A 24,563-nucleotide genomic window follows, 5' to 3' on the forward strand; every position below is an offset into this window, starting at 1 on the left:
GGGTATCCGGGTGAAGGGGTGGACGCCTGGACGGATCGATCGAAACAATCGCCGCGAAAACAGGAACGGGACGGGCGAGAGCAATACCTTGCTATGCAATCCCAGCATCATCTGAAGCGCCGAATGGTTCGTCGGTGACAGCACCACCTGAGCGAGAACGGCTTTCATGAAACATCACCCCATCGCGAGGTGCGGATGTCCAGCACTTCGAAGGGCACTGTCAAGTTGCTGAGATCGCCTGGTCTGGGGCGATCCGGTGATGTCGTCGACGTACAGGGGGTTCTGGTTCCCGTGGGAGATCATTGCTGCAATGGTGTGGCTCTACCACCGATACACCCTCTCGTTCCGCGACATCAAGTTGCGGATGGCCGAGCGGGGGTCGGTGTCTCGAACGAAACGATCTGCACCTGTTGCGTCCGGTTCGGGGCCGGGTACGCCCGCCGGCTGCCGCGGAAACGCCCCGACCAGCCGACAAGTGACATCTCGACGAGGTGTTCTTGAAGATCAATGGCGTGCAAAAGCATGTGTGGCGGGGATTGGACCAGGACGGAAACGTCATCGACACCTGATCCAATCGAAGCGAGACGGGAGGGCTGCGAGCAGGTTCTTTCGCATACTCCTCAAACATCAGTGCCACCCACCGCGAGTGCTGATCACTGACAGACTCGGCTCCTACCGGGTTGCGGACCGCAGGCGATGGCGAAAACTGAGCGCCGCAGAACAAGTATTCGAACAACAGGTGCGAAGAATCCCAATAACCACCGCAGCGAGAACTGACAATGAAAGGGTTCCCCACCGTTCGGCTCGGCCCAGCGGTTTCTGTCCTCAGTCAGTCGGATCTCCGCACTTTCACCCGCCCCGTCGCCGCATGACCGCGACCGACTACCCGGGCCGAACTGGCCATCCGATTCGAGGTGTGGGATCGGCTCACCGAGCAGACCCTCGCCGCCTGACCGACCACTACATGTGAGGGCTACTGCGTCCGAAAACTACTGCACTCCAAACAACTTGACAACACCTCCCGATTTCACCTCCTCTCCGGACAAGTGGGCGTTCATCGTGGCACTGGTCGCGCTGGCAGCCGGGTCTTGTCAATCAACTCCACGAAGATGGGCAGACTGCCCGGGGTGTTTACTCGGTGACCACAGTTGCCCGCCGCCGGAAACGTCGCCTTGGGATTGGCATTCGGAGTCGGTCACGAAAACTTTGGCAGCACTCTCCAATTGGTGGTGAACATCGCCGGGCATGACAGTGACCGGCTGGATAACTCTCGCGATTCAGCAGAGCGTGTGGGCACGCTCCTCGGCGCGGCGCCGCCGTAAACCGATTCCGCAAACGCTGAGCCCGCAGCGCCCGATTCGGAACGCGCCGGCGGCGGGAGCAAGTTCGAAGTATCGCGCACGTCCTCTGATCCTCTGATCCTCTGATCGATGATCGTTCCAGTGGGCATGCTCCCGCCGGAGTCCAGTACGTCAGTACCTGCGGTCACACCCACTCGACCCCGGACCGCCCGATTACCACGGAAAGACATACACAGACGGTCATCAAAGCGGGTCCCACAGTTCGCGAAGCACAGATCTCAGATCTCCCCGTCCCAAACATCGAAACACTCGCGGGCATCAGGAGTTGGAATGCCATGCCCGAGCCCCCGTGCCTTCATTTCCTCGTTCACGAAATAGAACCGTGCTTTCTCACTCGGAGTCAGGCGATCACACCGGCGATGCAACGAACGGTACTCATTGAAGAGATCGCCGCGCGCCATTCGGTAAACCGACAGCGGCACCGGCTCACCCCGCATCTGATCACGTCCTCGGACTTCATGATCTGCCGCCCGGTGCCCGTCGCGATTTGTCATTGGGCATGCCGCCTTCGGTCAGCTTCGCTCATGCCACCCCACGTTCCATACAACTCACCCGCACCGAGGGCGTACTCGCGGCACTGACCGAGCACAGGACAGGTCTGACATATCCGCCGCGCCAGCAGTTCCCGGCGGGATCGGGCATCGCCACGCTCGCCTTCCGGCGAAAAGAACACCGCCGCTTCGACCCCACCGCACGCGGCGTACTTCTGCCAACAACTTGGGTCAGCGGCAATCTCTTTCCCGGACTGCGCCGAGTGCACTGCGGATATCACTGCGAATTCCTCTCTCACCCCAGGACCCCGGATCGCTGAAACCAGATCCGAAGCCAGGAGACGTATCTCAAAACTTCTCTCTTACAACGCCACTGACAGGCAATCAGGCGACTTCCTACGGGTTCATGCCAATATCAGAATGTGGCATGGCCGCCAAGTGACGCCGTGAAGACCGCCGGCCGCGGCAACGGGTGAAGGTGGTAGTAGCTGCCGAGGTTGATCGCTTCCTCTTCGGTCAGGCGTCCTCGACGGAAAAGACCAGCCAGGTGCAGGTGATCAACGAGATGATTCATAGCGGGATCCTCGTCGGCATTGGGTGCAATCAGAGGCAATCAACACGAAACAGGCTGCAACGCAGCACCTTCTCCCCATACTCCGGCCAGGATGTATGGCCGGCCGGAGATAGAGCGTCCACTGCGGACAGCGTTGCCGCATTCGACATCACAGCTACGTCCAGCCCCGGCCAACAATGACCGAATTCGATCCGTCGTCACAGTTGGTATCGGCCTGACCGACCTGACTGCAAACCGCAGGTCGATCCGATTCGGGCACCCACCCCCTGGTAGGTAATCGGACGCTGAATGCGCGACAGATCGCCATCACATGCCATGCCGTCACCGCAGCACCCGCGGTCGAGCACCCACCGGCCGCCGCCTCCCGGGACCAGACGGACCTTCGGAACGCCGAGGCGGGCCGACTGTCCGGCATTGGCGTAACGCATAAGCAAAGCGAGCACGAGGAAAGAGAGGACAAGGGTGAGGACAATGGAACCCACGGCGGAGCTTCCTTTCCGAGACCACGAAAGAACCAAGTTCACTCAGAATCGTTCACCGAACCGGCCGAGGGAAGAATCCTCCCCAGATCTTCGCGATATCCATACAGCCGAGGTGCCAACCGCGGCTCGGTAACCCTCGCCGGTCACATCATCCGCGTGTGTAGGTCGCCTCTGCTGCACGACGGGGCTTCTGCCCCGAGTGGTCAGTCACCGCGATACATCATCCGCAAGACAGCAAAATCCGTCATCAGTGTCACCGCCGGTCGAGGGTATCGATTGGCAGCGCATACATCATCGAGCGCATCGGCGAACCCCTCGACAACTCCTCCTCCCGATCAACTGCCGACTCTAGATCGGGAAGTGACATCGCTCCGACTTCGAGCACCAGTTCCGTCACGATCACGTCGCGTTCACGACGCACGCGTTCCATCAATGCAATGGTCGTGTCGTCCGCGCCGCGAAGTGTGGCCGTGGGTGGGTGTGGTCCGAAATTGCAGCACAACCCTGCCGATCGGATATGTGGTTGGGCGCGCAGTTACCAGTTCCGCGTATGTCGACGGTGTATAGATGTCGTCTCGCGCGGCTCGCGCTACGACGGTCAGTTTCGCCTCGCGTGTCGAGGCGAAAAAATGGAGGAACCTCATGGGACCCCCTGTCGGAATTGGCTCACGTCATACAAGAGGATCGCGAGGTCTATGTCTCCAGCTGTAGGCGTTCGCGACCGAATTCGGCCGGATTGCACGCACTTCTGACGCGCTTCAGCTCATTTTGACGCCGTTCGACTCACAGGCCACAACAATGTTCTGGTGGGCTGTGAGTGGTTCGAGAGGCTGACTCGATCAGTGATGGGACAAAGTCGCGATCTGCGACGCCAAGAGGATCTATCGGCGTCATCGAATAGGCTGGTGACAGTTTCAGAGCCACAGTTCACGAGGGAAGGGCAAGTCCCACAGCGTGGCGTACATTCGATGAGGCGACGCAGCCGCAGCTCGAGCGCCTAGCGCGAGAACGCCATGGACCATCGAGCAATGATGAACGGGTTACCTGACCAGTAACTGCCAAAGGATCCACGCGATGACCCGCGACGATTCTGCCCTGATCGCTCAGCTCGATGTCCTCAACCCTCCTCGGTGTTCGTCGAATTGATCCGCGCCGGCCTGCAAGCGTTGATCGACACCAAAGCCAGTCGACGTCGGGTGTCAGCACCGAATGACCTCGGCTGCTTGAGTGCCGATCAAGTTGCGGCCAAAGTGCCCACACTGGTCACAGCCAACAAGCTTGCCTGCCTGTAACCTCGCTGCGACACGCGCAGTGGTCTCTCCAAAAGGTGTCGAGGCAACGAAATCCGGTCACTGTCTACTGCACCCGCACCTGATATTCGTGATCAACACATTTGAGGGCTGCACGCAGTGTGTCTGCGGTCTGGGTGAGTCGCTCGACGGCATTGTCGCGATCGAGACCTTGGCAGGCGCGGAGACGCCGGCCCGGCCGAGAGTTTTTCAACGAGCCAGATCCCTGGCAACCCGAGAGCGCGTGTTGGCTGACAGCCTTACCCGAAAGGACCGCGCGAGTCCCCTCAGAAATCCGATTGGGCCACCCGGGTTGTGCCCCATTTTCTTTAATCGGATTTGGGCACACGGTCCGCCCCAATGCAGCCATCGGTGGTCGCGCGCTTCTCTGTCTTGATGCGGCCTACGAGTACGTTTCCCGCGCGGCTTGTCGGCGGCTCGTCGGGGCCGGGATCGCTGTGCGGAAGATGCGCACGATGAGGGTTGCATGTTCGCCCGTGTGGAGTGCCGTGAGTTTTGTCAGCTCGTCCGCCAGTGCGGCGAGATCGTGGGCGCGGGTCGGCGCGAGGGTACGAAGGTGGTCTGCGTTGGTGGCGTAGAGAGACACGGGTGTGAGGGGGTGTACGGAGTAACCGAGCGATTGAACCCTTATCCAGAACTCTTCGGCAAGTGCTCCGCTGCGGATGTACTCCGCTGAGGAAGTACCCTGCTGAGTGATGACGGCGACGGCGTCACTAGAGTTCAGGCGCGTGCGGGTCTCTGCGCGGAGCGCTTGCCCGGCATCCCAGTTGTTCAACTGTTCCATGACGTCTGGGCGCCGGAGGAGCTCAAGGGCCGCGAGTTCTGCCGTGGGGGTGCCCAGACTGGAGACCTCGATACCACGGGTGAGGTCATGTGAGTGCGGCCAGCGTAGCTCGGAGATCATCTCTCGGTGCAGAGCGTTGGTGAGGAATCGGATGCGGTCTGTGGCACTGATGTTCTCGGCCAACCGTGCGATCGTATCCCGGTCCTGGATCAGATGTACTCCTGCCGTCGTGGAGGACAGACTCGCCGCTAGATGTGCGACGTCCGTCAGATCGCACCGGTTCGGGTCGGTATCGGGCATACCGCGATGTGTGCGTCGATCGAGCATTCCGGGGAGTTGGTGGGTGAGCGAGATGTCGGTGCCAACAGTGAACGTGATTCGCGCGGAGGTCACCGGGCCGTCGCCGGTGATCACGGTGTCGCCGAGGATATGTCGGTGCGCAGCGGCGACCCGGGCGTTGTGCAATGCGGCGCCGAGAGCGACGAAACTTCCGCGGTACTCGATGTCCACACTCGACGAGCGGGTTGTGTCGATACGGAGGGTGAGGGCAGTGTCGTCCGTGTGAATGATCCAGGGTTGTGCGTTACCCCCGGACGGCGCGCGTGTAGCGGCAAAGGCGACGGCTTGCGTATCTGAGAGTGAGTCGTACTGTGCCCGTAGATCTATCGGGCACGACCCGCCCCCCGTTCCTGAGGTGATCGAGTCTTGGGGAATGCGCGGGTCGCTCAGTTGGTCGAGGTGCTCACCGATATCGATGCGCACTCTCCCTGACGGGAGGGCCTCCCCGAGACCGAACCGGCGGATCGCGGCGACCACCGAGGCCCCACCGAGCAAAACATCTCCGCCCAGTTGAGGCCAGGTGGCCAAGGTGGCGCCCACTTCCAGGATCGAGGCGGCCATGCGGACTGAAATCTCACGCCCTTCCAGGATTCGTAGGCCGAAGGGAATTTTTTCCCTTACGCTCAGCCCGGATACGGTGGCAGCGTCGAGATGCCCGACAAGGCCGTGAAAGAGTGGCCTGGCGGGTTCGAGGTCGAATCGTTCGACGTCGAGGAGACCGCGGTCGCTGGTTTCCATGATGACAGGAATGCCACGCTGCCGGGCCCGGTCGCGAACGAGTACCTTCACGTCGAAGGAATCGCACTCCTCGATTACCAGGTCCAGTCCTTCGAGGAAGTCGTCGATGGTGGCTTCGTCGACGCCTTCTGTCCAGGCATCGACAGGGAGATACGGGTCCAGTTCGGCGATTCGTTGTTGAGCGAGTGTTGCCTTGTTGACTCCGAGGTCGAAGACCGTGGCCGAGAGACGGTTGAGGTTAGACAGGTCGAGGTCGTCGAAGTCCGCCAGACGCATATAGCCGACGACGCCTTCGAGAGCGAGGGCATGCGCGATAGCACTGCCGACGCTGAGCCCGACGATCCCGACCCGAAGCCGCGAGAGAATGAGTTGTTCCTCGTTGGTGATCTTGTTGCGGTTGCGATCCAGACGCAGACGGCAGAACCCGCCGGGTCCGAGAAGATGCACCAGGGTGCGGCGCCACGGGTAGTGAATCCAGCGAGAGGATTCCGCGACGTCGTCGGCATCCGACTCTTCGTTGAGAGTGAGCAGCGAATGCTGCTGGTCGGCAAGCGTATCGAGAATCATGGCTCCGGACGTGCGCAGTTCGGTCACACGGCGCATCTGCGCCGCGTCGGCTTCGTCGAAGATTTCCGCACGCCGTTGCGTTGTCTCGTTCATTGCCGAGACCTGGTCTGTGCCGGTGAAGTCCTGCATCACGATCCCTTCCGCTTCTCAGTTGTGCGGCGGGCCTTGATCACTCGTCCGTCACCTATATCCAAGCACTTCGTGTGTGAGGCGTTGCTCACCAGGGTGCGCGGTGGGGCAGATGTGTGTGTCGGGAAGCCCTAGCCGAGGCGTCGGCGGACAATCAGCGGGCGAGTGCCCGACTGGGCGGTACTCGCGAAGTTCCGGCTGCAGCTGGCCGATCCGGATTTTCTAGAAGGGGAATGTGATGACGGCGATCACCGAATACACGCTCGGCAGCTTCGATGCGAATTACGCAGCTGTCGAGGTGCCCGACACCGATGGTGTCCGGTTGGTTCTCTCCAATCCTGCAGCGGATGAAAATCTCTGGGAAGAATATTTGTGCGGCGCGTGGGAAGCCTACGAGAGGTACGGAGCACAAGCGGCCTTGGATGTACCGGCGGTGAGAGACGGCATTTCGACTTCCTTGTTCTACGCCCTCGTCGACGACGGGGCGGTCGTGGGCGGGGTACGCGCGCAGGGACCCTACGTCTGCGCTTCTCAATCACATGCTGTGGTCGAATGGGCGGGCAACAGGGGTCTCGACGCTGTACGTGAGGCGATCGCTACCCGAATCCCCGACGGGGTGGTGGAGATGAAGTCGGCGTGGGTGTCTCCGAAGTCCCCGCATGCCGGGAAATTGTCTGCTGCGCTGGCGAGAGTGGCACTGCCGACGATGGAGCGTCTGCAATCTCGCTTCGTGATGGCAACGGCCGCTGACCACGTACTAAGTAGGTGGGAATCATCCGGGGGCCGGGTCGATACACAGATACCGGCGGCCGCGTATCCCGACGGGCGTTATCGCACGCGCATGATGTGGTGGGATCGTCGATCATTGCGCGCGGACGCAGATCCTGCCCTGTGGCCACTCATGCGGGCCGAGCACCAAACACTGAGCCCGAGCACGGTGAAACACAATCAACGAGCAGTCGACACGTATCTCGCAGCGGCGCAGGGGCTTCGCTAGTGAACGGGGTCGACCGCTGATGTCCCGATCTCGAACAACGCGGGCCGGCTGACATCGCTGGGTTGCCCATGCACCAAGTTCACCCTCATCCTCGGAAGCTGTTGACACCGAACCGTATTGCGTCCCCCTGCCTTGGCGGCGTACATGAGGGCATCCACACGGTGGGTCAAGACATCCGTCAACTCCCCCAACGACATCTCCGGCGAAGCAGGGTGATCGTCGAGTTCACAGTAAATCGCCCCGATACTAACCGTCACGTCGCACGACTCGGCTACCGACGCTCGGATCCGTTCGGCGAGAGCCTCGACTCCATTCAAGTCCGAGGCGGCGAAGAAAGCGACAAATTCTTCGCCGCCGGACCTGGCGACCAGCACTCCCGAGCCCACCGCTCGCGCGATGGCCGCAACAACGCTGCGAAGCGTCTGGTCCCCCGCGCTGTGACCGAACAGATCATTGATCTGCTTGAAATGATCGACATCGATCATCAGAAAACCCATCTGCCCCGTGCTGGCGGGATAGCTGCGGTGATACCGCTCGATACGATCGAGAAACCCTCGACGATTGGGCAGACTCGTCAACGGATCGGTGTGGGCCAGCTCCCGGTACCGCGCTTGAGTGAACACGAGCGAGCGACGCAAGGCTCCGATCATGAACACCGGCAACCAAATTACCGTCACAGATACAGTGCAGCTGACCAGAGCAGCAGCAAACCCGTGAGCCACGGTGACCGCTACCGCACAGGCGAGTGCTATCGCGACGATCGTGTGCCCGACGATGACCCGTCTACTCGACGCCATCGCCGCGATAGCCGGTATCGCTGAGAGCAGAGTGACGATTCCCCGGGCTGCCAGCGGATCTGTGACCAGATAAGCGGATGCAGCGATGCCGACCATCCCGATCAAACCCACGATGGAAAACATTCGGTCCGACAAACGACCTACGGTCAGTGTCAGAAGAAAGATTCCCAACGTACTCACCCAGATAGCGGCAAAACACGGGCCTGTCCCCGGTCGAATGAAAGCAGGCGACAACAATGCGATCGCCGGCAGTGGGACGGCCCCGCCCGTGCTCAAGAGCACAGCCAATGACCGAGCATCCGTTCTCTCACGAAAACTCGCATATCTCGCATACAGCCCGTCTGGCCTCACTCCGCCCACGATAGCGGAAAAAACCGTAAAGTATGTTCCGTACTGCCGGGTAGACAATTTCCAGCGCTGGCGCTAATCGGAGCGATTTCGGGCAAATCAGCAGGAAAAAGCTTATCGTTTCGTCTCACATTTCCGTTACACTTCGAATTTCCCTATTCAGCACATACTTCGTTACCTCGGTCTCACTAGACGCGGACCATTCGCGCTCGACCACTTCGGTGAGTGTCCGATCCATTATCGGACGAGGCGCCTTCGCAGAATCGCTCCATCTCGGCGCCCCTGGATTACATTCGCTGCCGACGTCTCGGTCCCGCCACGTCGACAGCGACGCCAGGCAAAGAAGAATAGGTTTTTAGCTTTCGATTGCTGGCACCAACACCTAGAACCTGTAAACGGAACCCAGCTGCCCTCTCCCACATTCGGCCACTCAACTAACCACCCCCTCCTCCTTCTCGCCGCCGGTTTCATCGCTGCGCCCCGCACCTCCGTAGATCGGGATATTCCCGGCTGCGCACTCGCTAGGTCAGGGACCGAAAGCTGGGCGGACCCTCGGGATGCCTTCTACACACTGAGTAGGAAAGTTCTGGATAACCCTAGGTAGCGCTCTCACCTACCTCGCTGAGGTCTACGCCTCGACGCCCTCGTCACCGAACTCCGCGACTTCCCCATCCCGATGTCAACTGGTGAAGGCTCGCGCGAACGTCTACCCCCTAACGGGCGAACGCCAACTGGAATGTCGATCCGATGGGCGTATTCGTCGCTCTGGTCACTCGTAGCCTCACTGCCAGCCCATTTCCTTGGGGCTCTACATCGCCTGCAAGGCGAGGTTTTTGCCTGCCCGGCAGGCAAGCCGGAACCGAGGTTCTGACGAGAGCCTCCGTACCGGCTGCTCGTTCACCTCTGTCACATACTGAGCGAACTAGCTCAGCCGCCTCAAGGTGCTACTCGAGCTCGCCGATAAGGGAGTGAAGCTTGCCGGCGAGCCGGACGCCCCGAGCCGGCAAAGGGGAACGGGCCTCAAGTAGGGGCGGTAGGCAGAGAAATGCTGTGACCCGCCCCCGGCGCCACACTCTCGGGGTTGGGTCGAGAATCTGGCGGCGTCCGACCCTACTGCGGGCAGTGAGCGATCGCACTGCAAACACGCCGTGTCTTCTCCGACGATCGAGCGCGGCATAGCCGAACGCATCCTGGAGAGCGGCCTCTGCGGTCTCCGAAAACATGTTCCCCAGTCAGGAGCAGATACTCGTCCCTACCCACTTCAGACCGTCCACCCTTCAGCGTCGGGCAACCCGTCTATAGCAGTACGTTTCGGTCAATCAGCGCCCGCAGTGATCTCTGGAAGTTTCTCTGCGCGGCGCAAATGTTCCGCCATGTCGACGACCAGCCCTGTGGACGACTCGGAAAGGCCGGCCACTGCAGCCAAGAGTTGCCGCAACGACCCCTGTTCGAGACAGTCGATGACAACCGACGGTTCCGCCCCCTCACTGTCGACCGGCAGATAAAAATACTTGTCATCGACGCCGAAGAAATTTGCAAGCACAGCGACCACATCCGGAGAAGGGTTCGTCCGCATACTTCGACGTAACTGAGACAGATAAGGGCGGGAGAGGCGAGAGCCACTCGCGGCGAGACCGTCCGCCACCATAGCTTGCGTGACCGGACGACCGAATCGCGGCGAATTCTCGAACAACATATTCAACCGATCAGCGAACATACGATCCTCACGTCGCAAACCTACAGTATCGATTTCAGAACGATGGTCACATGTCGCCGCCGGTAAGAGGAGCGCTCGGACTCAGCAGCTCGTATCCTTCGCGCGCATGCAGCGGTTCCCTCGCCGCTATCGCGGTTAACCCTGCCGTTTTCTGCTTCCGTCTCCCGTGCGCCCCTGTTAAGCAATGGTGAAAATAGGGACACATTGCAGCACAACCCCATTACCGCCAATAGTTCGCTGCGTGCCGACAAAACTGACACATTGTCGCAGGCTCGGCACAGAAATTTCCAGCGGCAGCCCTGGCCGAAGCATTGAAAGTCGCCCACATCAACCAGGACGACAACGAAACTGTAGCCGGTCTGTCGCTGCTGTCGACCCTCGACATTATCACCGCAGACGCCCACGTCTTCCTCGTTCCCGCCCCTCGGCCTGCTCCTGCGCATTGCGCGGCATCTCGACGCCGCCGCAGCATTCTTGGGTGGCGCGAACCTCTCCGACGGACTCGAAAAATCCAACCGCCACTTCGCCCACATCCTCGCCCAGGACGCCAACGGAATCCGCATTCTCACACAATGGCGCATTCAACGAAAAATGTATCTGCTTGCAGCCCAAAGTGTTCAAAATGACATGGTTGATATCCACGGCGATCCCTGGAGAATGCAAACAAGCGAAAGCATCCAGCGTGGTCGAGGAGTTAAGGATGCGTCAGCGAGTTCTCGGGAATACCGTCCAGGTACTGGCACCGCGGACTCGATCGGTCGAGATACGTTAGATCCAGTCTTCCGGTGATGCCGCCAGGAGGCGATCCATCATCTCCGCAGAGAATGTATCCGCAGGAACGGAAGGCGCCTTTCGTGGTCGACCGGAATGGTCCGATTCGGGGTACAACGATCGAGAAATTTCACGGACCGCGTGGACGACCAAGGGGGCGAGGCGTTCGAGCTGAACAGATTTGTTGTTGCCGCACAGGGCGATGCTGCCGACGGGTTCTTCGTATCCGCGAACCGCAGCAGCGACGCAGGCCACACCATGAGCTGACTCTTCTCGCTCGAAGGCCACACCGCGGCGCTGGCGGATGCGACTCAGTTCCTGGTGCAAAACATTGATGTCTGTGATGGTGTTTTCCGTACTGCGAGAAAGGACTGAGCCGAAAAGAGCGTCGACGCGTTCGGGGGCGATCCACGCCAGGATCGCTTTTCCGCCGGCGGTGCAGTGGGCGGGGGCATGCCCGCCCACACGCGACGGGATTGCAGCGGCGAAACGTCCGCCGACTTTGTCGAGATAGACGACGTCGGGGCCGTCGAGGACGGTCAGATGCACGACCATACCGGTCTGCTGGTGCAATTCGTGCAGAAACGGTGCGGCCGCTTCACGAAGCGAGCTTCGCCCCTCGCCGTCACCGCCCCGGAGAGCGCGGCGACCGAGGCAGTATCCGAAGGAGGCGTGCTCGACCCATCCGAAGGTGATGAGTTGATCGAGAATGCGGTGGACAGTGGAGCGAGGTAATCGAGTACGGCATGCAACCTGTTCGAGCGTGATCCGAGCTCCTCGGCCGTCAAAGGCGTCGAGAATCAACGTCAGTCGCTCGATCATCGAGGGCGGCAGGTCCTTGCCCGACTTCATCTCTGTCGAGACGCTTGGCGTTGTGCCATTCTGGTCAGCGATGCCCATGGAGCCCCTTCCGAAATTTACTAGAATTCATTCTATCTCCTGTGTCCCCACCCAGTCGGTGGCTCGCTTGCAGAATGCGACGGTAAGCGCAGCAGACACATACATCGCGTCACAGACTTACCGGTGTCATCGGTGCGCGGGATGCGTTGCCTGCCAGTAGGAATGCGCGTTCGAAGAATTGGCCTATGGTCGATTTCGTGAGCACTGTGCCCGTCGTCGGCACCGAACTCGGACGCGACTGCCTTCAATGTAGATGTCCACTGTTTATTACCGTGCTCGAGTTCTACGCCGGTTCACCGCCTAAACTGACCGACCGCCGGGAAAGTTTCGTTGATTGCCGCAGCGGATGCAGGGGCGTTATCGAACAGCCGGTCGGTATCAACATCAGCCGTTGACCGATACCACGATCTCGCCACTTCGCGGGGAGTGATCACCAACGTCTATCCGCGTCGCAACCGCTGCAGAATGGCATCGAGTTACGGGCGTGAGGCTTCGCACCGCCGGCGTGATCGAGATGAACATTCTCGGTCCCCCACCCACCCGCGCCAGCCTGGAACGAGGGCCGAACACTACCCTTCTCCGTTACTTGTCAGGAACGCGGCAATGTACTTGTACTGACGCACGGCAGAATGACGCTCATCTGGTGCAGCAGGCGACTCTGGACGACAAGGCCAGCATCAGGGAGTGCTGCCCGTCGCCTTGATCGGTTTCTGCTGGGCCTCGTTGTGCCTGCTCGACAAATACGGCGGGCTGTTCATGTTTGGAGAACAAGGCACCAGGGCATGGAGGATGTTGACCCGCCGGTTGAGTCCCCCACTCCGTCCCGGCGGGTCTTCGATCTGCGTGTCGGAGTTGTCGCCGGTTCTGACACGCACGGTCCACCGACCGATGTTCACACCTGATGTCGGTGGACCGCCCGAACTTCGCGCTCGTCGCCGACACGGCGGGCGCGTGCCCGCCCACCGAGACTCTGCTCGTGCTCAGTGTCGGTGGGCCCTTGACTACGTCCTTCCTCAATGTTCGCCAGGCACCGACCGGCCTCCTGGCCGGGCCAGGTCGGCGCTTAACGCCACCTCACTACATCTGGTTTCAATTTTGCCTATAATCTATGTCTGATGGTATAGATTCTGTGATCTATTGAGCTTCTCGCACCGCCGGATCTGGTGGCTGGCCGGTGCGCAGAGCGAGAACCTAGCGAGAGAATAGGAATCACTGTGATTGTCCTCGGCATCATTCTGGCCCTGATCGGTTACTTCACCGCAATCAGTATTTTGACGACAGTCGGCATCATCTTGGTGGTGGTCGGCGCAATCCTGACACTTCTGGGCACTATGGGTCGCGCTGTGGGCGGTCGAAAAGTTTGGTATTAACACCCTATATATCTCGGCCTAACCCTCGCCTGGGACATCTGGCTTGCGCGGGCACCTAATTTGCTCGACCCATGATGATGCACCACTACCGGGATCGCCTCCTCCTGTAAGAGAGGTACTGGGCACATCCCACCTCCACGTTTGAGGGTGCCTGTCGACAGAGTTCAGTGCAGCTGGGCAACCTGCCGGGAGGCCCCGCGGAGAGTGTTTATCTCCGAATGTCGCATTCACTCTGGAAGGCTTGAAACATGCTGGTACGTCGAATTGCTCGTCCACTGCTTTCCACGATCTTCATCGCCGGGGGAATCGATGCTTTGCGCAACCCTGCTCAGCGAGCAGCCAAAGCGTCACCGCTGATCGACAAATCCGTCGAGACGCTGCCAGGAGCAGTGACGCAGAAGGTGCCTGCTGATCCGGAAACACTCGTCAAGATCAACGCCGCCGTCCAGATCGGCGGCGGTGCCCTGCTGGCCACCGGCAAGGCGCCGCGGCTCGCGTCGTTGGTGCTCGCGGGGAGCCTGGTACCGACCACGCTTGCCGGTCACGACTTCTGGAACGAAACCGATCCGTCACTGCGAGCGATGCAGCGCACAAACTTCATCAAGAACGTCAGTTTGCTCGGCGGACTGATGATCGCCTCCGTCGACACCGAGGGCAAGCCGTCGCTCGGCTGGCGCGGCCGTCGCGCCGCGAAGAAAGCCCAGGCGTCTATCGCCGCAGCACTTCCGTTGGTCGCATCGCAGACCGATCACACGAGCGATCGCGTCGAGCATGCTCTGTCGGTGGCGTCCGAACGCGGTTCCGAACTTGCCGAAACCGCGAAGGCACACGGTACGGATTGGCTCGAACTTGCGAAGGAGCGCAGCTCCGAGTTCGCGGAGATCGCGAGCAAGCGTGCCGCTGAATTCGGAGAGGTCGCCAAAGAACGCGGCCCGGACATCCTCGAAGTCGCGCAGAAGCGCGGCTCCGAACTGGCCGAGACCGCACGTGAGCGCAGCGCCGAACTGGCAGAGCTGGCGAGCAAGCGCAGCTCGGAGTTCGCCGAACTCGCGCTCGAAAAGAGCAACGAGTGGGCCGAAACGGCGTCGGAGCAGACCGAGGTGCTGGGTAAGCGTGCCCGAAAGCGCGCCGAGAAGGCGCTCGAAAAGGCTCGCGCCAAGAAGGACGAATTGACGCACTGAGTGCACCGAAAAACACGGTCACAATCGTTCAGTGACGTTACTACGAGTTTGTTGGCTAGCGTTTTCTGGCTAGATTTCGTAGCCGACGAAAACACGATGGACATGCACTCCCAGAGATAAGTGCTCCGAGCGGATGACACAGCGGGGGCACCCACTGGCTGCGCTCGCGCGAGGCTTTGTTTGAGAGCGCGACTCGGGGGTGCGCCAACGAACACGAAGGTAGAGGCAGGTCATATGGGGACCTGGCTCGCGAAATTGACGGATGATCACGGAATCCACACTGAACAACGACTCACGGCTGCGCCGGCTCGACGCATAGTTAGCTGGAACGCAAGTAGTGGGAGTGCTGTCGTGGATCCAGGGAAACGGGGCATCGCTGACAAACGTCACCGGCAGGCTCCTGACACTCGATCCGGACTGCTACTTCAGCGCTGTTGCCTTTAGGGCACCGCCGACGATGGTCGGGCTTAGATAAAGGTTTCAAGCTGCGATGCGCCGTCCCTGGCGGCTGGCGGCATTCCTTCGGTGGGGCAGATGGGGTCGGCTGTGAGTTGGAGAAATGCGCGTGCTGCAGGGTTGGTGGGGCATGCGGTCCTACTGATCAACGCGAGTTCTCTGCTGGGTTTGCCGGGCAGCAAGGAAAGCTGGTGCATGCCACTTCGGTGTGCGACGGGCTCGGGAACTATCGCCACTCCGAGTCCGTGACTGACGAGAGCGAGGGCGAGATCCATCTCGCTGGTACGAAAGGCGACATTACGATTGATCCCGGCGGCGAAAAAAAGTTCCGAGACAACAGTTTCCAATCCCAGGCCTGCCTTGAAGTCGACAAACGAATACTCGTGCAATTCCATGATTTCGACCGCACTCCTCGACGCCAGAGGGTGGTCGTCACCCGCCACGAGAACGGGTCGTTCAGCGTAACTTCTCAACGCAAACGAACTCCGGGGGCAGCGCCTTGGAACCCAATGCCACGTACGCAAGATCGAGCTGACCGTTTCCCACACCTGTGAGTAGGTCCGACGAAGGCGCTTCGGTGAGGGTGACCTCCACACGCGGATATCGTCGATGGAACTGTGCGAGGACCGCGGGCACGTCCACCACTGTCAGTGTTTGCACGAGACCGAGGGTGAAACTCCCTGCGACACAGTCGGACAAAGCTTTCAAGGAATTCTGTGCATCGGTGATCTCTCGCAAAATACTGGATGCGTGTTCATGCAGGACACGCCCGGCGGCTGTCAAAAGGACGCTACGGGTGGTGCGTTCGAACAGCACACATCCGAGGTCGTTCTCCAGTGCTCGAATCGAGGCACTGAGCCCTGACTGTGACACATGGAGGATCTCGGCCGCGCGGGTGAAGTGTCCGAGTTCGGCGACCGCCACGAAGTGGGCGAGCTTTCGAGAATCCATTCAGCGATATTACTTCTCAATCTAACCGAAGTAAGTTGTTGGACAGCATAGTGTGTGCCAAATCAAGATAGGCCCATGAAAAGCCGCGAACCACGCAGATATTTCCCTTCTCGCGCAGCGCGATCTGCACAGGGCCGGATGGATCCGAAACTGGTGGTGGTCCTTACATATATGTATCCAATGTAACGGAAGTCCATGTCGCGCCGATAGCTTAAATATTGCTAGGAAGGTAGTGGGCACGACGAGTTGCATGGTTACATGCGCGTGAGGTTGCCGCAGTCTTCGTAGCCGTGTCCGCTCCGAAGCCGAGGTGAAAACTCATGCCTGCAAGTCGTCGCCGCCGTGCCGCGGCTCTCGCGGCGTACCTGGCGCAATTTGCCAGTGTCGCCGGCGCGAAAGAGAGACTGAATGATTGCATGTATGCAGGGCTTTCCCACGATGAACTTCTCCAGCACCATCAGGACTACCTGCAAGCGTTAATCTGGGCGCAAGCCGCTACCTTCTCCGACGAAGACATCCGCGCCCTCGATGCGATGAGCCGGCGATACACATTTCATTCTTCGTAGGTTTGGGCCAGACCGCGCTGGGCTGATTGCGGGCGAGTATCTGAACAATTCGCGCACCGACCCTTTCCTGAAGATCCAAACTACGTTCAATACGCCTCGTTCAGAAAATCAACGGTGCAAAAGGGGTCCGCTGCAGCCACCAGCAGCCTGCGGTGGCTGTCGGGGGAGCCCGGCGTAATGTCGGCGACGTCGCCCCGGCTCCTACGCGGGGAGGCAGTGCACCTTCCACACGAGAGGGGAACAGAATCTCGGAGATCAACGCGCCCACACCGGCCACAGGGCACTTCTGCACGCGGTGCCGACACTGCGGAGAACTCGTCTATCGAGGAGACTGGATCGCACCCCGGGAGCGTCACGAGATGCAACGGCACCACCTAGAGCTGTGCTCGGCGCGGCTACGGGGCGCCGACGAGGATGTGAGCAGCGGCCATGGACCGTCGGGCACCGTGCTGACGATCGTGCGGGCGCCGCAACCGTCCCTCGTGCTGCAATCGGGTGAGTCTCGCCTAGGGGCGCCATCGAAGGCCCCTGACGAGAAGACCTGCTCCGCGAACGAGCGCAGAAGAAACCTGGGCGCCGAAATCGGTGCGAACCAGATAGGCAACGCCTTGGTGATCGGCGTTGCGGCGAAGGATCCCCCTGTTTCGTCGAGTTCCTCGATTCCGGGCGCAGGAGGAGTGCTCGGGTTTCAGTGAGCGGGTTTCTCTGATGTTTATGACAGCTTGAGTCGAGACCACCGTGACGGCCAGACCCAGAACCATCTGCGGTTCGCGGGACCGATTGGAAGAATGACGGTTACTGACGATAGATACTGAAGTGGCGTCTCGATGCCATGGTCAGAAGCCGACCTTCAGATGGCCAGACAACGGTTGGCCGGCTCACTTCTTCACTATGGGCGAATCGACCACCAGGTGGAACTGGCACAAATCGCTTCAGTGTCAAAAAATGCGGCCGATCTCGAATCTGAACTGTAACGACGCTTCGGCTTCACGCCCGACGAATGCGACTGGGTGACTTCACAACCCGTAGTCCGGCTCACGCGAATCGGGAACCAGTTTTTCTGGTCGCAGGGCGGTCGACTTACGGTCGTCTCGGCTGGCTTCTGGCGTGTTCGAACCGTGCAGTTCGCCGCAGAAGCCCACCCGGCCCGCCGAGGGAGCCGGCACTCTTCTCGGCGGGCCACTCACCACCAGGTCTATTCTCTACTGCGGTCCTCGACTCGCAATGCAGCCTTTTCAGGAAGCGCAGGCCAGAACACGGCAAGTGGCCCGCTAGCCCGATCAATAGTGCGGGCATTGCCGAAGCAGCCGCAATGGGTCGACGAACCATATATTTGCGTGATTAGACTGTTCGATGTACATACAAGTGCAAATTTGTGAATTACGCTTCTTTCACCTATCACCGGAGGAGCGTATGAAACAAAGTTGTCAGACTCGCCAGCGGATCGGATCAATTCTGGTGGCGGTGGGAATTGCAGCAGGAACAGGCCTTGCAGTAAACCCACCCGCCAATGCCGGACCGCTCGTCACAATCTACCCAAATTACGGAAATCAGCATTGTGGGCCAGGCGGATGGGTGCGGGCAGTCCAAGTGTCAGCTTTCCCTGGAACGACGAATGTCTACAGAGATCAGAATTGGGCCCCCGTGCGTGCAAATAGTGGTCAGAATTCGCGAATTGTGGCCAACGTGTGGTGTGCATACTGGTGGAACAAGAGCGGCAACACTTTCAAAGTAGTTCAGAACACGGCGTATGTCGTCGCCAACAAGTCGTACTACTTCTGAGGTATCAAGCACGAGAGCGTGGAGTCAGCGTTGTAGTGAGACTCCACGCTCTCTTCACATGATTGGGATCGGTCCGGCCGGAACTTTCGCATAACCCCTGAAGGCACGTCAAAAGTCATATGGTTACGGAGGTCTATGTCCCCGGCATGAGGGGCCGGGTGCAAATGGGTGAGCGAAAGAGTTTTTCTGCGAGCATGCGAGTGTGATGCGCGCAGGTCACCGCCGGTCAAAGTCGGAAGACCAGAAGGCAAACAAAGAGAAGGCTTTCCAGACGGAGCGAAGCGGAGTTCATTTCGGGGGACACCGAAGGTGGCCGGTCGCCGGGCAGGCGTTGCCCTCCGCCGACCGCATGGTCTTCGGTTCGGTACGACGTCTGGGGGGTGAAGGCGACGTAGCGTGGCGTCATGTCAGATATCACGATTTACACTGTCGGGCACTCGACGCACCCGATCGACGAGTTCGTCGATCTCTTGGAGACGTACGGGATCAGGAAGTTGATCGACGTGCGTACCATCGCCAAGTCCCGGCACAATCCGCAGTTCGGTGAGGCTGCTTTGGCGGCGAGCGTGCGTGCGCGCAGGATCACGTACCGCCGTATGACGGCATTGGGCGGTTTGCGTCATGTACGCAAGGACAGCATCAACGGTGCCTGGCGGAACGCGTCGTTCCAGGGGTACGCGGACTACATGCAGACAGAAGAGTTTGCCGATGCGATCGACCTGCTCGTGGAGCGAGGGCACAACAGCGATGCAGCGATCATGTGCGCGGAAGCTGTGCCGTGGCGATGCCATCGTTCGATGATCGGCGATGCGCTCGTGGTGCGCGGTGTCGTCGTGCTCGACATCATGACCAAGAAGTCGGCACCGCCGCATACGCTCACCTCGTTCGCGCACGTTGACGGGACGCGTGTGAGTTACCCGGCCTCGCCGGAAACGTCGCCTTAAGCGCACTGCGCTGAGCCGGCGCGGTAGTGACACGCGTCTTGTGGAGACGAAGTGAGTCGAGGAGTTTCCGCAGACCCAGAAACCCGACTGCTCAACCGCCTTGTTCGTGGTGATCACGCGCGCGATCCGACAATCCTTGCGCAGTCACTACCACGCGGTCCCTCGCTTCACAGCGATCCTTGTTCGCAGGAGGTTCGTTGTAGACCGCTGAGAGGTTGGAACGGTACTACGTTGCCGCACAGCCGGTTTCAAAGCTCGCCGACGCTTCGTCGGAGCCGTGACCACCCGACCACAGGTGGGTCAACACCCCTGTCAGCAATGCGGAAGACGCCGTGTGCACAATGGATGAATGCCACGTTCAAGTCCCATTTCCGCTTGGAAGTCTCTTCGCGAGGGTAACGAGCGATTCGTCAACGGCGCGTCCATCCACCCCAGCCAGGGAATCGTCGACCGCGCGAAACTCGTCGATGGGCAGCACCCCACAGCGGTGCTGTTCGGTTGCGGTGATTCGCGCGTAGCCGCCGAGATCATCTTCGACCAGGGTCTCGGCGACATGTTCGTCGTCCGCACCGCAGGTCACGTGCTCGACGATTCGGTGCTCGGTTCCATCGAATACGCCATAGAGGTGCTCGACGTGCCGCTCATCGTCGTCCTCGGCCACGACAGTTGCGGCGCAGTGAAAGCCACTCTCGATGCCTTGGACAAGAACGCGGTGCCCGACGGTTTCATTCGTAGTGTGATCGAGCGCGTCGCCCCCTCGATCCTGATGGGCCGTCGCGAGGGCTTGTCCACGGTCGACGAACTCGAAGGTCGTCATGTGGTGGAAACAGGGTCGTTGATCATGCAGAGGTCGCGCATCATCGCGGAGAAAGTGGACAGAGGTGCCTGCGCGATCGTCGGCGTCACCTACACGTTGTCCGACGGGCACATGCGTCTTCGAGGCGCGGTGGGAGACATCGGAGAAACCGCGCCAATTACTGGGAGACTCGACGCCCCGCTGCCCGCTCACTGAGGAACCTGTCAGCCGGCCTACCTGCGCGGCTTCGAGCCTTCCACCCGGATTTCGGTGATTTTCCGGTAAGACGACGACTTCGAACCCATCCGATAACGACCTCATTTCTATGTTTGCCTCGACTCCGGAGATGGGAAACATGCCGGAACCATTGGCTGAGTTGCTCAGGGACATCCGAGGGTGTCCGCTCTGCGCGGACCACCTGCCGTGCGGACCGCGTCCCGTACTGCAAGCAGGCCCATCGGCTCGGTTGCGTGTCATCGGCCAGTCTCCGGGCCGCAAAGTTCATACGACGGGTGTTCCCTGGGATGATCCTTCAGGTGACCGCCTGCGCACTTGGCTCGGTCTGACGCCCCCACAGTTCTACACCCGGGCAAGGTAGCCGTCATGTCGATGGGCTTTTGCTATCCAGGCAAAGCCAGGTCGGACGATAAACCACCGAAATCCGAGTGCGTATCCCACTGGCATGGGACACTGAGCAATAATTTGCTCGACGTCCGACTCACGGTGTTGGTCGGTCAGTATGCACAGGCACATTATCTACGGGGTCGGCGCAAGCCGACGCTGACCGAGACCGTCAAAGCAGCGAAGGATTACTTGCCGTTGGGGCACCTCCCCCTTCCGCATCCTTCTCCGCGCAACCAGCCGTGGCTTGCCAAGAACCTGTGGTTCGAGGAGGACGTGTTGCCGATCGTCCAGACTGCAGTTCGCTCGCTCGCGCTGTGAAATATCTCTTTGCCTCCACGTAGAGGTTCAGCGCGAAGCGTGAACCTCTACGTGTTCGACGTTGTCAGTTGACCGTCCACCTCATCGAACCGGTACCGGACGGGGCTCGCGGCCGCTGCGCTCTCCCCGTTCACACGCCGCGTCGGCGCTACACACTCTAACGCCTTACACGCCGCCCCTGGATGCGTCGCGAACTGCCATTCCATCTGAGAGCATGCCCAGGCCACGCAGCGGGGTGGCCGTGCCTCATCCGACATACCAGACTCCTCATCCGACATACCAGACTTAAGACATGGCCGCGGGAGCAAATACCAGGGTGAAGATGACTGGCCCGTACCGGCACATGACATTTCGTCAAATGTGACTGCAGGACGGTTCCCGCCATCAATTCAGGTGGATCATTCATTCCACAGCGCGTGTACGAGGTCGACTCGTCCGTCGCGCATGGGCGTCCCCTCGCTGCGCAGTAGGACGGCAGCTTTGTTTCCGTGACAGGAGGCGGGAGTGCCATCGGCGTAGACGACGCGGTGCCAATGTGTTTCGTCTGCCCAGTGGGTCATGACCCGGCCGACTTGACGAGGATGTGCGTCGAGGTGGGCAGCGATCAGCCCGTAGGTCATTACGCGACCTGCGGGGATACGGTCGATTGTGTCGAGGACGCGGCGCGCGAACGAAGGGGGTCCCTCGTCTGGTGTTCCCGTCGACGACTCAGGCATTGAAATACTTTGCTTCCGGGTGGTGCAGGACGAAAAAGTCAGTGGACTGCTCGGGATGTAGCTGCAGTTCCTCGGACAGTTCGACGCCGATTCGCTCGGGTTCGAGCAACACCACCAACTTGGCACGATCCTCGAGGTCCGGGCACGCGCCGTATCCTAACGAGCAACGAACGCCACGGTACTCGAGGCCGAGGAAGTCGTCCAGAGTGAGGTCCGCGGCCTGCAACATGGTGCCCATCGCTCCGTCGCCGATGACAACGCGCTATTTCAGCGCATCAAGCAGGGCAGAGTTAAATGGGGCAGACATGCCGCCGACAGCGGACTCCGAGGAATCAGTGGCGATCGGATCTTTGGTCTCGAAACGGTTCAATGCATTTACCTAACAGGACGATTGCCATCGACACATAGAAGTACCGCGAACCGTGCACGGGGGTGATGCGGGGCACAGCTCGCGACCGGAACATGGTCGATGACGAAGCAGAGTAAGAAATGACGGTCGTATCAGTGGCCGTGAAGACCTGGCCGATACTTTAGATTGTTTTAGCGACCGTCAGTAGTACGGACGAGGACTCCAGTGCTTCGAGAGAATGTCGAGCATTCGGGACGATCAACAGATCGCCGGATGATCCTTCCCACGCGTTTTCGGCTGCGCACAGGCGTATCCGGCCGGTGAGGACATAGACGGTCGCTTCCCCGGGGTTCTCGTGCTCGTCGAGTTTTTGCCCCTCTGCCAGCGCGATGACGGTTTGACGCAGGACGTGTTCATGGCCGCCGTACACGGTACGAGCGCTACGGCCACTCTTCGACCTTCCCGCCTTGTCGGCGAGTTGGCGAGTTGGCGAGCGAGCGCTGTCAATGACATCTTTTCCACGATGTTCGCCTTCTTTGCGTTTATACGGTGGCCAGGGATTTCACTCGTTCTCGACTGGTCCGGCCATGAGGAGGTTCCTCGGTTGGTTCATGGGCATTTCGGAGGGCGTTGAATCAGGGCCGCTGCGGCGGGGGTGGGGGGTGATCTCGTGCGGTGAGGAACTTGGAGGGGTCACTGCCGGCGCGGGCGCCGCTGTCTAACCATCGGGCGAATCCCCTTCGATCTCGACGTTCGATTTCGTCGAGATAAGCCTCGCGGGTACGCGCGAGGTGCAGGGCGTCCGTGGCCGAGGGCGATGTCGAGGGATCGCTCTTCAGGGCGGGAAAGCTCATTCGCCAACATCGGCACAGGGCTTCGTTCGACAGTTGACTGCAGTCGGGCAGCGGATGAAGCGGCACTTCGACGGGGCGTGGGTGGATGAGGGGACTCCTCGGCGAGCGCGGCGGTGACTGTGTGAACTCGACTCTGTCGCGAAGATAGCGGCATACCGGAGCAGAGGTGATGGCCATCAGCAGTATCAGCGGTAGGGCGGGAGCGCCGGCGAGGGTGATCAATCCGATGACAGTGACCACTCCTGCCGCCCACGTAGCGCCGTCTCGTAGCGCAATCGGAAGGAGATTTCGCGGTGGTGGGGTAGTACGACGTGTGATCGGTCGCAGCCAGGGTGAACCCCCTCCGATCAGCACTGCGGCAATCACCGCCGATACCAGAACGTCGGTTTGGACGGTGACGGCTGCGGCGATCCCCCCTGAAGCGGCCAGGATGACCGCGGTAATCCACCAGATCATGCGATAGATGTTCATGGAATGTAATCCGTTGTGGTGAGGAAGTTTCCGGCTGTTCATTTCTCGATGCGGTCCGCCGAAACGGGGAACATCTTCGATCGCGCGAGCACGTCAGTGGTCCAGCAATGCATGAGGGAGGGGAATGTGACTGTGCGAGTTCGATATTGATAGACACCGGCTGCATGTACCTGGGCATCATTGCCGCTCCAGTTGCGCGAGGCACGTATGCGCGGTGTCCCAGGGGGTGAGTGTGCTCTTGATCTGACGTGCGCCGAGTCGTGTCAGAACGCCGCGTATCAGACCGAGATGTAAGGAGCAGACAACGGAGGGGTTCTGTCGGGCGACGCTTTCGAACGGACAGGCGTGCAATCGGATACGCGTTCGGGAAGTCGAGGATTCGAGTTCCGGATCGAACCCCATCTCCGCGAACAAGGTGGTGACGACGACCGCCGCATCTTCTGCGGATCGACCGTTTCCGGAGGTTTCGCCGAGATCGTCCAGCGCCCACTGCCGACCCGCAGCCTCGGCGAGCTGTTCCGGATCACCGTCGGTGTGGCGTGCGAAGTGCGCCGCCAAAACGTGGGCCAACTTTTCGTATCCGGAGGTGATGCCGAATCCTGACCCGAGTGGATTCTGTGCCCGGTAAAGCTGGCGCGGACGCCCTCGGATGACGTTGCGCTCGGTCTCCTTCGCGATCAGACCGACTTCGATCAACGCATTGAGGTGGAACCGAACTGTGCTCACATGCAGGCCGCACAGATCCGCCAGTTCGGTGGCGGTCATCGATTCCGCGGCAGCCCGCAAGGCGTCCAACAGTTGAACTCGCCGCCCAGACGCCAGCACTGCATGGGTGCCGGCGCGCGCAGAACCGGTTCCCTTTCGTATCGCCATACTGTAA

26 protein-coding genes and 2 pseudogenes are annotated in these 24,563 nt (G+C 60.2%); 11 read left to right on the plus strand and 17 right to left on the minus strand.

Going from position 1 to position 24,563, the window contains the following annotated elements:
• The first annotated feature begins 512 nt into the window (after positions 1-512).
• The gene (locus PCS43_RS33360; RefSeq protein ID WP_289305611.1) at positions 513-569 is read left to right on the plus strand and encodes a hypothetical protein; all 57 of its coding nucleotides are present in this window, start codon (positions 513-515) and stop codon (positions 567-569) included.
• Between the two features lie 1,010 nt (positions 570-1,579).
• On the opposite strand, the gene PCS43_RS20060 is transcribed toward PCS43_RS33360, so the two are convergent.
• The 6 genes from PCS43_RS20060 to PCS43_RS20085 all read right to left on the minus strand — a co-directional run bounded on the left by PCS43_RS20060 (position 1,580) and on the right by PCS43_RS20085 (position 6,739).
• Positions 1,580-1,855: a hypothetical protein gene (locus PCS43_RS20060; RefSeq protein WP_064074837.1), complete on the minus strand. Its 276-nt coding sequence runs from the start codon at positions 1,853-1,855 to the stop codon at positions 1,580-1,582.
• On the minus strand, positions 1,852-2,094 hold the full coding sequence (locus PCS43_RS20065) for a WhiB family transcriptional regulator (RefSeq protein ID WP_231915184.1): 243 nt from the start codon (positions 2,092-2,094) through the stop codon (positions 1,852-1,854). The genes PCS43_RS20060 and PCS43_RS20065 overlap by 4 nt, the downstream gene beginning before the upstream one ends.
• A gap of 173 nt (positions 2,095-2,267) precedes the next feature.
• Complete coding sequence (locus PCS43_RS20070; RefSeq protein WP_156525056.1) at positions 2,268-2,426, minus strand: hypothetical protein; 159 nt, start codon at positions 2,424-2,426, stop codon at positions 2,268-2,270.
• 197 nt (positions 2,427-2,623) lie between these two features.
• The gene (locus PCS43_RS20075; protein ID WP_064074835.1) at positions 2,624-2,908 is read right to left on the minus strand and encodes a hypothetical protein; all 285 of its coding nucleotides are present in this window, start codon (positions 2,906-2,908) and stop codon (positions 2,624-2,626) included.
• Positions 2,909-3,161: 253 nt separating this feature from the next.
• Positions 3,162-3,338: a hypothetical protein gene (locus PCS43_RS20080; protein ID WP_156525055.1), complete on the minus strand. Its 177-nt coding sequence runs from the start codon at positions 3,336-3,338 to the stop codon at positions 3,162-3,164.
• A gap of 1,262 nt (positions 3,339-4,600) precedes the next feature.
• The gene (locus tag PCS43_RS20085; protein WP_064074877.1) at positions 4,601-6,739 is read right to left on the minus strand and encodes an Rv1355c family protein; all 2,139 of its coding nucleotides are present in this window, start codon (positions 6,737-6,739) and stop codon (positions 4,601-4,603) included.
• Positions 6,740-7,013: 274 nt separating this feature from the next.
• On the opposite strand from PCS43_RS20085, the gene PCS43_RS20090 reads away from it, so the two are divergent.
• Positions 7,014-7,772, plus strand: coding sequence for a hypothetical protein (locus PCS43_RS20090; protein WP_064074834.1), 759 nt, complete (start codon positions 7,014-7,016; stop codon positions 7,770-7,772).
• On the opposite strand, the gene PCS43_RS20095 is transcribed toward PCS43_RS20090, so the two are convergent.
• The 4 genes from PCS43_RS20095 to PCS43_RS20110 form a co-directional block, all read right to left on the minus strand.
• Positions 7,769-8,749, minus strand: a complete 981-nt coding sequence (locus PCS43_RS20095) for a GGDEF domain-containing protein (protein ID WP_064074833.1) — start codon at positions 8,747-8,749, stop codon at positions 7,769-7,771. The two genes, PCS43_RS20090 and PCS43_RS20095, sit on opposite strands and share 4 nt — an antisense overlap.
• A 1,483-nt stretch (positions 8,750-10,232) precedes the next feature.
• Positions 10,233-10,460 carry a hypothetical protein gene (locus PCS43_RS20100; protein WP_270923088.1) on the minus strand — a complete coding sequence of 76 codons (228 nt, stop codon included), beginning with the start codon at positions 10,458-10,460 and terminating at the stop codon, positions 10,233-10,235.
• A gap of 561 nt (positions 10,461-11,021) precedes the next feature.
• Positions 11,022-11,276 (minus strand): hypothetical protein, encoded by a 255-nt coding sequence (locus PCS43_RS20105; RefSeq protein ID WP_064074832.1) that lies wholly within the window; start codon positions 11,274-11,276, stop codon positions 11,022-11,024.
• Between the two features lie 126 nt (positions 11,277-11,402).
• A complete protein-coding gene (locus tag PCS43_RS20110) occupies positions 11,403-12,305 on the minus strand; it encodes an IclR family transcriptional regulator (RefSeq protein ID WP_064074831.1) in 903 nt (300 codons plus the stop codon).
• A 197-nt stretch (positions 12,306-12,502) separates the two neighbouring features.
• Here PCS43_RS20110 and PCS43_RS20115 point away from each other — a divergent pair, with 197 nt between their 5' ends.
• The 3 genes from PCS43_RS20115 (at position 12,503) to PCS43_RS20125 (ending at position 14,856) form a co-directional block, all read left to right on the plus strand.
• Positions 12,503-12,700: a hypothetical protein gene (locus PCS43_RS20115; RefSeq protein ID WP_156525054.1), complete on the plus strand. Its 198-nt coding sequence runs from the start codon at positions 12,503-12,505 to the stop codon at positions 12,698-12,700.
• Positions 12,701-13,519: 819 nt separating this feature from the next.
• A complete protein-coding gene (locus PCS43_RS20120; protein ID WP_087503832.1) occupies positions 13,520-13,675 on the plus strand; it encodes a DUF6131 family protein in 156 nt (51 codons plus the stop codon).
• A 248-nt stretch (positions 13,676-13,923) separates the two neighbouring features.
• A complete protein-coding gene (locus PCS43_RS20125; RefSeq protein ID WP_003944048.1) occupies positions 13,924-14,856 on the plus strand; it encodes a DoxX family protein in 933 nt (310 codons plus the stop codon).
• A 467-nt stretch (positions 14,857-15,323) separates the two neighbouring features.
• On the opposite strand, the gene PCS43_RS20130 is transcribed toward PCS43_RS20125, so the two are convergent.
• The gene (locus PCS43_RS20130; protein ID WP_333779581.1) at positions 15,324-15,860 is read right to left on the minus strand and encodes a LysR family transcriptional regulator substrate-binding protein; all 537 of its coding nucleotides are present in this window, start codon (positions 15,858-15,860) and stop codon (positions 15,324-15,326) included.
• A complete protein-coding gene (locus PCS43_RS20135) occupies positions 15,769-16,263 on the minus strand; it encodes a LysR family transcriptional regulator (RefSeq protein ID WP_021344384.1) in 495 nt (164 codons plus the stop codon). Before PCS43_RS20135 ends, PCS43_RS20130 begins: the two co-directional genes overlap by 92 nt.
• A 320-nt stretch (positions 16,264-16,583) precedes the next feature.
• Between PCS43_RS20135 and PCS43_RS20140 the strand changes: the two genes are divergently transcribed.
• The 6 genes from PCS43_RS20140 (at position 16,584) to PCS43_RS20160 (ending at position 21,293) form a co-directional block, all read left to right on the plus strand.
• Positions 16,584-16,829 (plus strand): hypothetical protein, encoded by a 246-nt coding sequence (locus PCS43_RS20140; RefSeq protein WP_021344385.1) that lies wholly within the window; start codon positions 16,584-16,586, stop codon positions 16,827-16,829.
• Between the two features lie 359 nt (positions 16,830-17,188).
• Entirely contained in the window at positions 17,189-17,524 is a 336-nt protein-coding gene (locus PCS43_RS20145) for a hypothetical protein (protein ID WP_021344386.1), read from the plus strand.
• Positions 17,525-19,015: 1,491 nt separating this feature from the next.
• A complete protein-coding gene (locus PCS43_RS20150) occupies positions 19,016-19,555 on the plus strand; it encodes a DUF488 domain-containing protein (protein ID WP_054801246.1) in 540 nt (179 codons plus the stop codon).
• A 349-nt stretch (positions 19,556-19,904) separates the two neighbouring features.
• Positions 19,905-20,567 carry a carbonic anhydrase gene (locus PCS43_RS20155; protein WP_064073788.1) on the plus strand — a complete coding sequence of 221 codons (663 nt, stop codon included), beginning with the start codon at positions 19,905-19,907 and terminating at the stop codon, positions 20,565-20,567.
• A gap of 139 nt (positions 20,568-20,706) precedes the next feature.
• A complete protein-coding gene (locus PCS43_RS33365; RefSeq protein ID WP_331712737.1) occupies positions 20,707-20,949 on the plus strand; it encodes a uracil-DNA glycosylase family protein in 243 nt (80 codons plus the stop codon).
• Between the two features lie 11 nt (positions 20,950-20,960).
• The gene (locus tag PCS43_RS20160; protein WP_231915128.1) at positions 20,961-21,293 is read left to right on the plus strand and encodes a uracil-DNA glycosylase family protein; all 333 of its coding nucleotides are present in this window, start codon (positions 20,961-20,963) and stop codon (positions 21,291-21,293) included.
• Between the two features lie 398 nt (positions 21,294-21,691).
• Here the strand turns inward: PCS43_RS20160 and PCS43_RS20165 are convergent, their stop codons facing one another.
• The 5 genes and pseudogenes from PCS43_RS20165 to PCS43_RS20185 form a co-directional block, all read right to left on the minus strand.
• Positions 21,692-22,009 carry an MGMT family protein gene (locus tag PCS43_RS20165; RefSeq protein ID WP_064073787.1) on the minus strand — a complete coding sequence of 106 codons (318 nt, stop codon included), beginning with the start codon at positions 22,007-22,009 and terminating at the stop codon, positions 21,692-21,694.
• Positions 22,002-22,208: pseudogene (locus tag PCS43_RS20170) on the minus strand (vitamin B12 dependent-methionine synthase activation domain-containing protein); the annotation flags it as partial. The pseudogene PCS43_RS20170 and the gene PCS43_RS20165, both read right to left, overlap by 8 nt.
• A 331-nt stretch (positions 22,209-22,539) precedes the next feature.
• Positions 22,540-22,880 (minus strand): annotated as a pseudogene (locus PCS43_RS20175) (cupin domain-containing protein).
• Between the two features lie 113 nt (positions 22,881-22,993).
• A complete protein-coding gene (locus tag PCS43_RS20180; protein WP_064073799.1) occupies positions 22,994-23,683 on the minus strand; it encodes a hypothetical protein in 690 nt (229 codons plus the stop codon).
• Positions 23,684-23,860: 177 nt separating this feature from the next.
• A complete protein-coding gene (locus tag PCS43_RS20185) occupies positions 23,861-24,556 on the minus strand; it encodes a helix-turn-helix transcriptional regulator (protein ID WP_064073785.1) in 696 nt (231 codons plus the stop codon).
• Positions 24,557-24,563 lie beyond the last annotated feature (7 nt).

Origin of the sequence: Rhodococcus sp. C-2 (genome assembly GCF_027854095.1) — a bacterium.
GTDB lineage: Bacteria > Actinomycetota > Actinomycetes > Mycobacteriales > Mycobacteriaceae > Rhodococcus_F > Rhodococcus_F qingshengii.

Bases quoted from the DNA above. Each gene is read 5' to 3' on its own strand.
- PCS43_RS20060 (WP_064074837.1), bottom strand. From the start codon at position 1,855: ATGACAAATCGCGACGGGCACCGGGCGGCAGATCATGAAGTCCGAGGA.
- PCS43_RS20070 (WP_156525056.1), bottom strand. From the start codon at position 2,426: ATGAATCATCTCGTTGATCACCTGCACCTGGCTGGTCTTTTCCGTCGA.
- PCS43_RS20080 (WP_156525055.1), bottom strand. From the start codon at position 3,338: ATGGAACGCGTGCGTCGTGAACGCGACGTGATCGTGACGGAACTGGTG.
- PCS43_RS20085 (WP_064074877.1), bottom strand. From the start codon at position 6,739: ATGAACGAGACAACGCAACGGCGTGCGGAAATCTTCGACGAAGCCGAC.
- PCS43_RS20090 (WP_064074834.1), top strand. From the start codon at position 7,014: ATGACGGCGATCACCGAATACACGCTCGGCAGCTTCGATGCGAATTAC.
- PCS43_RS20110 (WP_064074831.1), bottom strand. From the start codon at position 12,305: ATGGGCATCGCTGACCAGAATGGCACAACGCCAAGCGTCTCGACAGAG.
- PCS43_RS20125 (WP_003944048.1), top strand. From the start codon at position 13,924: ATGCTGGTACGTCGAATTGCTCGTCCACTGCTTTCCACGATCTTCATC.
- PCS43_RS20135 (WP_021344384.1), bottom strand. From the start codon at position 16,263: ATGGATTCTCGAAAGCTCGCCCACTTCGTGGCGGTCGCCGAACTCGGA.
- PCS43_RS20140 (WP_021344385.1), top strand. From the start codon at position 16,584: ATGCCTGCAAGTCGTCGCCGCCGTGCCGCGGCTCTCGCGGCGTACCTG.
- PCS43_RS20145 (WP_021344386.1), top strand. From the start codon at position 17,189: ATGCAACGGCACCACCTAGAGCTGTGCTCGGCGCGGCTACGGGGCGCC.
- PCS43_RS20150 (WP_054801246.1), top strand. From the start codon at position 19,016: ATGTCAGATATCACGATTTACACTGTCGGGCACTCGACGCACCCGATC.
- PCS43_RS20155 (WP_064073788.1), top strand. From the start codon at position 19,905: ATGCCACGTTCAAGTCCCATTTCCGCTTGGAAGTCTCTTCGCGAGGGT.
- PCS43_RS33365 (WP_331712737.1), top strand. From the start codon at position 20,707: ATGCCGGAACCATTGGCTGAGTTGCTCAGGGACATCCGAGGGTGTCCG.
- PCS43_RS20160 (WP_231915128.1), top strand. From the start codon at position 20,961: ATGGGCTTTTGCTATCCAGGCAAAGCCAGGTCGGACGATAAACCACCG.
- PCS43_RS20165 (WP_064073787.1), bottom strand. From the start codon at position 22,009: ATGCCTGAGTCGTCGACGGGAACACCAGACGAGGGACCCCCTTCGTTC.
- PCS43_RS20180 (WP_064073799.1), bottom strand. From the start codon at position 23,683: ATGAACATCTATCGCATGATCTGGTGGATTACCGCGGTCATCCTGGCC.
- PCS43_RS20185 (WP_064073785.1), bottom strand. From the start codon at position 24,556: ATGGCGATACGAAAGGGAACCGGTTCTGCGCGCGCCGGCACCCATGCA.